The organism is Streptomyces sp. NPDC059456, from assembly GCF_042750055.1.
Classification (GTDB): Bacteria; Actinomycetota; Actinomycetes; order Streptomycetales; family Streptomycetaceae; genus Streptomyces.
The window spans coordinates 297-3,928 of sequence record NZ_JBHYVA010000756.1 but is presented as its reverse complement, the minus strand read 5'-3'; the positions used below and the strand labels follow the sequence as shown (position 1 = coordinate 3,928).

Here is a 3,632-nt window from a genome sequence, read left to right as displayed (position 1 = left end):
CCGGGCGCGCCGCGGGGGGGTGCGGCGCCCCCGCGGCCGTGGCCAGGGGGAACTCGGTCCAGACGGTCTTGCCGCGCCGGGTGGAGCGGGTGCCCCACCGTTCGGTGAGCTGGGCCACCAGGAAGAGGCCGCGCCCGCCCTCGTCGGTGGTGCGCGCCCGCCGGAGGTGCGGGGCGGTGCTGCTGCTGTCGGAGACCTCGCAGATCAGGCTGCGGTCGCGGATGAGCCGCAGGGTCAGCGGCGTGCCGCCGCCGTACCGGTAGGCGTTGGTGACCAGTTCGCTGACGACCAGTTCGGCGGTGAAGGCCAGCTCCCCCAGGCCCCACCGGGACAGGGTGGCCTCCGTCAGGTGCCGCGCCCGGGCGGCGGCGGCCGGCTCTGCGGGCAGTTCCCAGACGGCGACGTGCTCCGGCGCCAGCACGCGGGTGCGGGCGAGGAGCAGGGCGACGTCGTCCGGCGGGTGGTCCGGCAGCATGGCGTCCTGCACCGCCGTGCACGTCTCCTCCAGCGAGCGGCCGGGCCGGGACAGGGCCCCGCGCAGCCGCTGGAGTCCCTCGTCGAGGTCGAAGCCACGGGCCTCGACCAGGCCGTTCGTGTACAGCGCCAGCAGACTTCCCTCGGCGAGTTCCAGTTCGGCGGACTCGAAGGGGAGTCCGCCCAGCCCCAGCGGCGGCCCCTCGGGCAGGTCGAGCAGGCTCACCGTGCCGTCGGCGGCCACCACGGCGGGGGGCAGATGGCCCGCCCGGGCCAGGGTGCAGCGCCGGGAGGTGGGGTCGTAGACCGCGTAGAGGCAGGTCGCGCCGACGATCTGCCGGCCCCGAGAGCGCCCGTCTGCCGGCTCCTGCTCGGCCGCCAGGCGGTTGACCAGGTCGTCCAGGTGGGACAGGACCTCGTCCGGCGCGTAGTCGAGGCCGGCCAGGGTGTGCACGGCCGTGCGCAGGCGGCCCATGGTGGCCGCGGCGTGCAGACCGTGGCCGACGACATCGCCGACGACGAGGGCGACGCGCGCTCCGGAGAGCGGGATGACGTCGAACCAGTCGCCGCCGACACCGGTGGCGGGGTCGGCCGGCAGGTAGAGGTGCGCGACGTCGACCGCACTGTACGCGGGCAACGCCTGCGGCAGCAGGCTGCGCTGCAAGGTCACCGCGGCCTGATGCTGCTGGGTGTAGCGGCGGGCGTTGTCGATGCACACGGCGGCGCGCGCGGCGAATTCCTCCGCCAGCGTGAGGTCGTCCTCCTCGAACGGCTCCGGGCGTCCGGCCCGCCACAGGCTGAGCAGGCCGAGGAGCAGACCGCGGGCCGTCAGCGGTACGACGATCAGCGAGTGGGCGTTCAGGCCGAGGGCGCGCCGGGTGCGCTCCGGATCCTGGAAGTACCAGCCGGGGCTGCTGCGGAGCTCCGGCTCGAGGATGGGCTGCTGCTCGGCGAGGCACCTGGCCTGCGGGGTACGGGGGTCGAAGTGGAAGACCTCTCCCGCGGGGTACATCACCCCCAGCGCCTCTGCCACGACCGAGTGGAGGGCCATTCTGCGCACCGGTCCGCCCTCCTCCTCGGCGCTCTCCTCCCCCCGGGCGACCGACTCCAGGAGGTCCACCGAGACGGCGTCCGCGAGGTCGGGGACGGCGACGTCGGCCAGCTCCCGGGTGGTGCGGCCGAGGTCCAGTGTGGTCCCGATGCGGGCGCTCGCCCGGTTGAGCAGGGCGAGCCGCCGGCGGGCCCGGTAACGGTCGGTGACGTCCTCCACCAGCTGGGTGACTCCGAGGATCCCGCCGGAGGGGTCCTCCATCCGGAACGCCGACACCGACACCACCCGCTCGTGGTCCGGGTCGCTCCGCAGGCGACAGGGCTGCTCGGTGAAGATCAGCGGGGCGCCCGTCTCCAGCACCCTCCGCAGCCGGGTTTCGATGGTCTTCAGGTCCGGTCCGATGAGGAAGTCGCCGATGCTCCGGCTCCGGATCTCCGCCGTGGAGAGTTGTGTGTACCGGGCCAGCGCCCGGTTGATCCGCAGGATGCTCAGATCGGGGGCGTGGACGGACAGCCCGATCGGGGAGCGCCGGAACAGACCGTCCAGCACCGACCGGTCCGTCTCCCACCGGAGCACCTCCTCCGCCGGGGCCGCGACGAGGAACCACTCGCGGGCCGGGCCGGCGCGGACGACGGCGCGGACGCGGAAACCCAGCTCCACCCGTCGTCCGCTGCGGTGCAGGACGGGCAGGACGCCCGACCAGCCACGGTCGCGCTCGCACGCGGCCGCCGCGGCCCGGACCGTCTCGTGGTCACGGGAGTCGCACAGCACCTCCAGGGCCGTGCGGCCCAGCACCTCGTCGGGCCGGTAGCCGAGGTACTCCTGTGCGCGCTCGCTCCAGCCGACGACCCTGCCGTCGTCGTCCAGGACCGCCGAGGCGGAGTTGTACAGCGCGAACGGGTCCTCGGGCACCTCGCCCGATCCCGGCGCCGGTGCGTCCATCGCTGCCACCCTTCGACCGGGCATGACCGCGGCGACCACCCGGAGCGATCGGGGACCGGGGACCGGGCGGTCGGAGCGGTCGGCTCATCTTCAGTATCGCCGCGCCGCCACACGTCGGCAGAGGGGCGTCCACCACCGGACGGCGGCCGGTGCCGGCGGACGGGCGGGCCCTCAGGGGCATGCCGCCTTCGGAGTAATGGCCGTTTTGCCCGTACCGCCGTGCCACGCTGGGGCCTCGATGGACCGGGGTCGCGTCAGGAGACCGGAATGCACCACTCAGGCGAGGGGCCGTGTGAGCGGATCCACCCTGCCCGGCCGGTCGGCCCGAGGACGTCGGTGCGGGAACGGAGCAGTCCTGGCGCCGGGCGCCCGTGACGGCGGGAAGCGGGGAAGAACCGCACCCGGGGCAGCCGCACCTTCCCGACCTGCACCTGCGCCTGCGTACCGAGTTGGCCAGGATCGACGAGCAGCTGCGCTCCCTGCTGGCCGCCATGGACCGGCTGCAGGGCCTGCTGGACGCGGTGGTGTCGATCAGCCGGGAGGTGGAGCTGCCCGACGTGCTGCGCCGTATCGTGACCACCGCCATGGACCTGGTCGGCGCCCGCTACGGGGCACTGGGCGTACTCAGCGAGTCCGGCGAGTAGCTGGAGCAGTTCCTCACCGCCGGCCTGTCCGACCAGGAACGCACCGATCTCGCCGAGACCGGTCTGCCCCGCGGTCTGGGCGTCCTCGGGCACCTGATCCACCACCCCGAACCCCTGCGGGTCGACAGCATCTCGGCCCATCCGTCGTCCACCGGGTTCCCCGCCGGCCACCCGCACCTGAACACGCTGCTCGGTGTCGCCATCACCGTCCGCGGCAAGATCTACGGTGACCTCTACCTCTCCGAGCGGCGCGACGGGCTTCCCTTCGACGTCCATGACGAGAACGTCGTCGTCGCCCTGGCCAGCGCCGCCGGAATCGCGATCGAGAAGGTCCGCCTGTTCGAACAGGTTCGCCTCGGCGCCGAGCAGTTCCAACGGCTCCTGCTCCCCACCCTGCCCGACCTGCGGCCGTTCGCCGCCGCCGCCATCTACCGGCCCGGGGGGGGGGCCCCCCCGCCCGCCGGGGGCGGGGGGGGGGGCGCCCGCCCGGGCGGCGGCCCCCCCGCGCCGGGGGGGGGGGC

Annotated in this window: 1 protein-coding gene and 1 pseudogene; one reads left to right on the top strand and one right to left on the bottom strand. The window is 74.4% G+C overall.

What is annotated here, in order from left to right:
- On the bottom strand, positions 1 to 2,467 hold a 2,467-nt coding region (locus ACFXA3_RS37860; protein WP_385195048.1), incomplete at its 3' end, for a SpoIIE family protein phosphatase.
- A 491-nt stretch (positions 2,468 to 2,958) separates the two neighbouring features.
- On the opposite strand from ACFXA3_RS37860, the pseudogene ACFXA3_RS37855 reads away from it, so the two are divergent.
- Positions 2,959 to 3,632 (top strand): annotated as a pseudogene (locus ACFXA3_RS37855) (GAF domain-containing protein); the annotation flags it as partial.